The organism is Pseudomonas sp. FSL W7-0098 (assembly GCF_005930585.1).
Classification (GTDB): domain Bacteria; phylum Pseudomonadota; class Gammaproteobacteria; order Pseudomonadales; family Pseudomonadaceae; genus Aquipseudomonas; species Aquipseudomonas bubulae.
In genome coordinates this window covers 1-5231 of record NZ_RXHW01000022.1, presented here as the reverse complement: position 1 = coordinate 5231, position 5231 = coordinate 1, and the positions used below count along the sequence as shown (strand labels likewise).

Here is a 5231-nt window from a genome sequence, read left to right as displayed (position 1 = left end):
CGCCTCGGCGGGCCGCACTCGCGGCTGATTCCAGTACGGTCGAGGCGGGAGGTGATTCGTACCTGGGCCAGCCTGACGGCGGTGGGTCGCTTTGCCGAAAGGCTTGGTGTGCGAGGCTTTGCGGTCGAATTGTAAAAGGTGTGCAGTGCATACCTTTTACATCCTCAATTACAGAGTTTCGGGTGGCCCGGAATCCTTCCCCCTTTAGGCCGCGACTTATCCATGATCCAGGGCCAGCTATCAGTGCTTAGCCACGTGGCCATATTGCCCTGATTCTCTACAGGCCATGTTCTACGTGGACTATAGGAAAGGGGGAAGGATTCCGGGTTGAGCCAAGTACGTGCCTGTTTGGGACGATTAATGCCTGTTTTGTGCATCCTAGGCGCATTAAAACCGTATTAGAAATGCATCAAAACCGTATTAACAGAGCATGAGGGACTTGGTTCTTTGGGGGGAGGAAGACGCTAGTGCAGGATAGGCATTCGTGCCTCGTTTGTGCCACAGCCATCGTCTTTACTCCCCCGCTAATAAGAATCTTGGGCGCTGCATAGGTGTGAGAGCTCTCGTTCAAGTTTGAACGAGGGGTAGCTCATCGGAACTGCTTTTTAGCCGGAATCTCTCCCCCATAGACCGCCCTTGTTTGGGGAGGCAGTCGGCCTGTGGTTTTTGTCATGTTCCCTACAGGCCACGTAAGCCATGGCCTGTAGAGAACAGGGAGAGATTCCGGCTACCCGGAATCCTTCCCCCTTTGAAGGGGAGTTTCCGATTCGGAAACTTTTGGCTCATTCGTCCAGGGCGCTAAATAGACTGGACTAGGTAGCGAGCTGCAGAGGTTTTTCAGGAGTTGAGGGGTTGGCAATTGGTGGGTGTTCCGGTTTGTGCTCGATGAGCAGAACGGTGGCGCGCAGCTCCTGGACTTCCTTGCGAAGTGCCTGAAGTTCAGTCAATACCTGGTCCCAGGGTTGAGCTGTGCCAATCTGTGCCATATCAGGTGTGTCAGGCTGTGCCACGGGGGCCAAAGCGCCGTACGCGCGCATCAATTCAGAAGTCTCAAATTGACGATTTCCAGAAGGGTCCAGCCCATATGAAACAAGGCCTCTATCCATATCGCGATAGATCGATCTACGGCTTCTGCCTGTCAGTTTTACGGCTTCGTTTAGAGTGTGCCATGCCATATTTTAAGACTGTGCCAGAGTGTGCCAAATCAGCCGTGCCAAGGTGTGCCACAGCTGTGCCAAGCTAGGAAGATTAATCTAGCACCGGGGCTTTCCCTAAAATAGGAGAGATTACGGCTAGGCCTGACAAATGCCTGACAAAGGCCTGACAAAGGCCTGACACCCTTACTAGGGGATTGAAAATACCTGACAAATGCCTGACAAGCGAAAGAGCAGTAGTGAAATGCTAAAAACTACAGGCACGCCAAGGATGTATACATCCGGTGCCAAAGGGGGACCTTTGAAACCCTACCTCTACGAGGCTTAAACAGAAACGGCAATCTCCATACGGATATTTAAGCGAGCAGCAAGCTCAACCATTTCATCCAAAGAAAAAGCGTTGAAGTCTTCTTGGAGCAATTGGCTAAGACGGTTTACTGACAAGCCAAGATGAGATGCTGCACGGTTTTGAGGGTATGCGTTGTCGTGCAGCTGGTTAACTACAGCGACCATCAATTTAGCCTTCAGCAGAAGCGCCTCTGGGGTAGCGCACCCTATCTCGCTAAAGACATTATTGGTCTTGGCTTTTCTATCCATGGAAACCTCCGGCTAACGCGGTCCTGCGGCCCTTGTTGGCTGCCGCTTGGTGCAGCAGCTTCGCTACTTTCCAATCTGCCGCTCGATAGGGTCTAGGGCATCATGCCCTAGAGGAAATACAGGATTTGCACTGTGCGGCCAAACGCAATATCTTTGCCCATATCAGCAACATAGAATTAAAACGAAAAAACCCTGCCAAGGCAGGGTTTCATTCGGGCCAGCGGCGACGGCAATCGCTCTGGCCAAGGTCTCGGGGAATTCTGCTTTAGGAGGCGGGATACGAGACCTGGTAAGCCAATTCTGTCGAGAAAACGCTCGGCTGTCCAGCTTCCAGCCTCCCCCGATATCTCTTCCCGACGCTTGGAATCAAGATGCTTTGGGCCCGGGAAAGTAATAGCTGCCGATCAAGGGGATCTCTTCACGGCAGCCGGTATAGCCGGTTAGGTGCGACCCGCAAGGGCGAGAAGGCAATGGCAGGGCAGCGTAAAAACCCAACCACGGGCGCTGTCACTGTCCTAAAACCCACCAACCGCCAGACGCCGAAGAGGGCAGGGGGCGCAGTGGTAAACAATCCCCGAAAGTCTGGAACGCCTGTTGGGAGTGGGAGCTGGGTGTAAGCACCTGGAATAAAATCCTCACTGCGTGGAGTCATGCGAGACGCTTTTTTTAAAAGCTGATCGTAGGGGCTCCCACGCCAGTGGGAGCGATCAAGAGCCGCGCGCCGCCATCATTCTTGCCGCCTCTGGGCGGCCCTAGTCTGGCGTCAGCCATCATTGCTCTTGCTCTTGTCGTTCAGGGTCATAGCCTGTTTTGGATCTTTTCCAGCGAGTGGGGGTCCCCCTTTAGGGGGTCGAGCTGGTGAGCGCGTAGCGCGAATGCTTTGTATTTTTTTTTATATGACCGGTTGAGGTCTATCGAATAGAAGATAATTTTTCTCTCGTCGACTCTGCTTTACAGGTCTTGATTTGATGGCAAATGGCCCTCAAATTAAAGCTTAATTGCTATGAAAATTTTCGTAAATAACGATTGACTGGCTTATCAAAATTTGTATACTCTGATTCCAAGCTTTTCCGTGACGTCGAACGACGTCACGGAAAAGCTTGGAATCAGAGTATACAAATCCTATTAAACGCACAGCAGAGAAATATTCCTCATCACCAACACGTCGTTGGGGAGGTATTGCCATGAGTAATCAAAACATATTCGAATTCGTAACGGATGATCCGGTACGTTTCAACATGCTCGCCCTGAAATCCAAGCTTTTTATGGTATTAGTAAATTTAATCCGTAAACAGAATTGGAGTCAGGCAGAAGCTGCTCGCCAACTAAAAGTGAGTCAGCCAAGGATGAGTAATTTGTTCAAAGGGCAATTGGACAAATTCTCAATCGACACCCTACTCGAAATGATCATGGGTATTGGTTATAAGCTCGACATGGATTTCGATCCAAACAACGACGATGAGCCGTTGGAGCTGACGCTAAAAAAAGCGATGCTGTAACAGCCACCGCTTTCCAAGCTCTGTTAGAGCTTGCTCAAATACGCCTTCAAGCGCTGTTTTACCAGCTTCAAGATTTTCGGATCTGACCCGTTTGTCGTTTTCAGTGTGGCATGTACTACAAGCACCTTGGTCGGTAACTTGTTGTAGTAGATGCATCTGAAAGCGGGCCTTCCGTTGATCTTGAGTTCGATGACGCCTGCTCCAGCACTTTCCAGATGGTCGATCCCTAACGTCGGATCTATACCATTCGCTACCAGATTCAAGTTATGCATGAATGAGATCTGATGTGCTTCTGGGAGTGATTTGAGCTCTTTTTCTACACCTGGGCAGAAAACGATTTCTTTTGCGATGAAGCGAGTGCGGGTTTTACGGTTTTCGTTTTGGGACATCGGGTTCACCATATAGTTGTTTTCGGTGCTGGATTGCACGGATTAAGGTTTTCATCATCTATTTCCTCACTTTCTTAAGGATTGAACCGGTTTTCGGCCGATCCAAGGTCAAGGCATATTTATGCCCAATTTTCATATTATCATTATTTATAATGGTGTCAATTGGGAATGATGATTTGTCATAAGATTTTTATGATGCCGCATGTGGAAATAGTGCACGGCTACGCTCGGTTATTCGCGATATCGAATTCGGTTTTTGGCGATTTTTTGGTGCTCTAACTAGAAAAATCACAGTGAGGTTTAGCAAGGTCCATATACAAGGTTTCAGGGGGCTTAATCGGCGCAGTGCCAATCCAAATGGTGTTTACAGTTTTAGTTTTGGGGCTTTTCTGCTCGCGTCAGGACGCACGAAAGCAACAACAGCGCATTGCGCTACGCTGGGCTAGTCATCACGGTCTCATCACAAGGAGCAGATATGCAGTTGCATGAAGCGGTTGAGTTGAAAGAAGCGTATTCAGTGAGCAGCGCGAATTCGGCGGTGCAAGAAGGCTGGAAATTATTGGCCGTTGCACCTGGTGCAAATGGCGTGACCTATGTGCTGGGCAAGCAGGCCAAATCTAAGGGGCTAAACATCTCCCCCGACGTGCTCAACCCGCGCAACTAGAATCTGTAAGCAGTGCGAATAACGCCGCTTATGTTCAAAAGCCCCCTACACTCAAGCCGAGCGTGGGGTTTTTTTTTGTGGGCACGGATACCACATCCCCCCACACTGGTACTCCAGAACCCCATACTGTGGTTTTACGCACTGGGGGCCACTGACTCGGATAAGGACACCCCTGCCATGCCGTTACCCGTCACGCCGTCTTATGAGCGCCGTTTGCGCGACCTGCGCACGCTGTCCCCGGACACTGGCGCACTGCTTGAGCGCATCGCCCTGGAGCTGCAGCCGCAAGTGCTGGCCACCTCGATTGAGGCGTTGGAGGCGCAATTATTGGATCACCTGCAGGAAGTGGCTGAGCAGCAGACGCGCTGTGTAACTCGATTCTGGGACTGGTTAAACGCCGTGGTCGCCGCCGGAGCGCTGACCCCACCACAGGCGGCAGCGTTTGCCTGCGAAGCCGCCACCTTGGGCGGCCCGTCCGGAGTGGTGCCCGAATGAGCGGCCGTTACGGTAACGGCAGCGACCCGTTAGCCGCGATCAGTACGTCGCCTGAAGTGCTGGCCACACTGCGCCGTCGAATGACTGCCATCGAGCTCGCCGCCGACACCCTGCAGGTGCATCTGGCCAGCGAGCGGGCGCAAGGTTTTGTTGAGATGCTGGAAGAGCTCAAGGTGCTTAAGCCGGCCGACATTGAAAGCCTGTACCTGATCATTGATGACGCCGCTCAGGCGCGCGTCACGGCGTTGCTGCTGTGATCGGGGACGGGATTCACGAAGACGCGCTGCAGCACCTGGTGCAACAGAGCGCGGTCAGGGAGTTTGTCGTCGGCCGCGATACCACCCGTACCAAGTGGACGTTTTCGGTACGCCTCGGCGGGCCGCACTCGCGGCTGATTCCAGTACGGTCGAGGCGGGAGGTGATTCGTACCTGG

General features: G+C 52.1%; 6 protein-coding genes. 4 read left to right on the top strand and 2 right to left on the bottom strand.

The window, feature by feature from the left end:
- Positions 1–1478: 1478 nt before the first annotated feature.
- Complete coding sequence (locus FHL07_RS23500) at positions 1479–1751, bottom strand: XRE family transcriptional regulator (RefSeq protein WP_138738988.1); 273 nt, start codon at positions 1749–1751, stop codon at positions 1479–1481.
- 1184 nt (positions 1752–2935) lie between these two features.
- Between FHL07_RS23500 and FHL07_RS23495 the strand changes: the two genes are divergently transcribed.
- Entirely contained in the window at positions 2936–3250 is a 315-nt protein-coding gene (locus FHL07_RS23495; RefSeq protein ID WP_138738987.1) for a helix-turn-helix domain-containing protein, read from the top strand.
- 23 nt (positions 3251–3273) lie between these two features.
- Here FHL07_RS23495 and FHL07_RS23490 read toward each other — a convergent pair whose 3' ends face one another.
- A complete protein-coding gene (locus tag FHL07_RS23490; protein WP_178084409.1) occupies positions 3274–3639 on the bottom strand; it encodes a type II toxin-antitoxin system RelE/ParE family toxin in 366 nt (121 codons plus the stop codon).
- Between the two features lie 475 nt (positions 3640–4114).
- Here FHL07_RS23490 and FHL07_RS23485 point away from each other — a divergent pair, with 475 nt between their 5' ends.
- The 3 genes from FHL07_RS23485 (at position 4115) to FHL07_RS23475 (ending at position 5055) form a co-directional block, all read left to right on the top strand.
- Positions 4115–4303: a hypothetical protein gene (locus FHL07_RS23485; protein ID WP_138738985.1), complete on the top strand. Its 189-nt coding sequence runs from the start codon at positions 4115–4117 to the stop codon at positions 4301–4303.
- A gap of 177 nt (positions 4304–4480) precedes the next feature.
- On the top strand, positions 4481–4798 hold the full coding sequence (locus tag FHL07_RS23480) for a hypothetical protein (protein ID WP_095026061.1): 318 nt from the start codon (positions 4481–4483) through the stop codon (positions 4796–4798).
- Positions 4795–5055, top strand: a complete 261-nt coding sequence (locus FHL07_RS23475; RefSeq protein WP_010657466.1) for a hypothetical protein — start codon at positions 4795–4797, stop codon at positions 5053–5055. Before FHL07_RS23480 ends, FHL07_RS23475 begins: the two co-directional genes overlap by 4 nt.
- The last annotated feature ends 176 nt before the right edge of the window (positions 5056–5231 follow it).